Here is a 931-nt window from a genome sequence, read left to right on the forward strand (position 1 = left end):
TACAGTGTGCTCGCTTCCTTAATTTTACTTAATATATATTAAGTATACCTCTTATTTTTTGACTTGTCAAAAATTAAAGGTATACTCTCACAAATATCTAAATTAAGGAAGGACTAGAAATTGTGGCTAAAATATACTATAATAATATTACTATAAATAATTTTTTTACAGGAGGTTTTAACTATGGAAGAACTTAACCAAGTACAAGAAAATTTAGAAGCTACTAAACCAAAGAAAAAAATCAAGACTTCTGAGGAAATTAAGCAGGAACTTATTAACAAGAAAAAAGAGATTGAAAAAAGACTAAAAGAAATTGAGTTAAAAGAAGCTGAAAAGAAGCTAAAATCTCTTTTTAATCTTTTCATAAAAAATGCACAAAAATTATCTGATGATGATGTGGCTAGAATGGTTGCTCATTATAAAATTAAATTTGCTGAAAAAAAAGAGGAAAATAAGTAAAATTTATAAAATTTTTTGAAGCTCAAAAAAAATGACCTCGTAAAATCGTTTTTAACGCATTTTTCGGGGTCATCTTGATGTTTTATACCTTTGATTTCTAAATCAAATTTAAGCTATTTAAAGGCTATTTTAAGCATTTCTTTTTTTAAAATAATTCTAAGTTAGGTAAAAAATCATATTTTAGACAAATTTCTTTAATTTTTTCCTCTGTTTCTGCTTCTTTTATTAATTTATTAAATTCAGATAAATTTCCTATATTTTTTGATTTTGTACTTTGCCTTATAATTAAATTTTTTAGTTTTATAATTTTTTTCTCTTTTTCTCTTTTTTCATAGATATTTTTAGCCCATTCATAATTATGTATATTTACCAATTTTAATAACTCGTGAATATAATCTATTTTTCTCATTATTTTTTTATCTTCTTCAGACATATTTTCATCAAATTTATATCTCCAAGTCATTTCTCTAAA

2 protein-coding genes are annotated in these 931 nt (G+C 23.1%); one reads left to right on the plus strand and one right to left on the minus strand.

Annotation, left to right across the window (positions count from 1 at the left end):
* Positions 1 to 183 precede the first annotated feature (183 nt).
* Entirely contained in the window at positions 184 to 459 is a 276-nt protein-coding gene (locus ABNK64_RS11080) for a hypothetical protein (protein WP_349764433.1), read from the plus strand.
* 145 nt (positions 460 to 604) lie between these two features.
* Here ABNK64_RS11080 and ABNK64_RS11085 read toward each other — a convergent pair.
* On the minus strand, positions 605 to 931 hold a 327-nt coding region (locus ABNK64_RS11085; RefSeq protein ID WP_349764434.1), incomplete at its 5' end, for a hypothetical protein.

It is taken from the genome of Fusobacterium sp. SYSU M8D902 (genome assembly GCF_040199715.1).
Lineage (GTDB): Bacteria > Fusobacteriota > Fusobacteriia > Fusobacteriales > Fusobacteriaceae > Fusobacterium_A.

Coding starts and splice junctions, on each gene's coding strand:
- ABNK64_RS11080 (WP_349764433.1), top strand. CDS start 184: ATGGAAGAACTTAACCAAGTACAAGAAAATTTAGAAGCTACTAAACCA.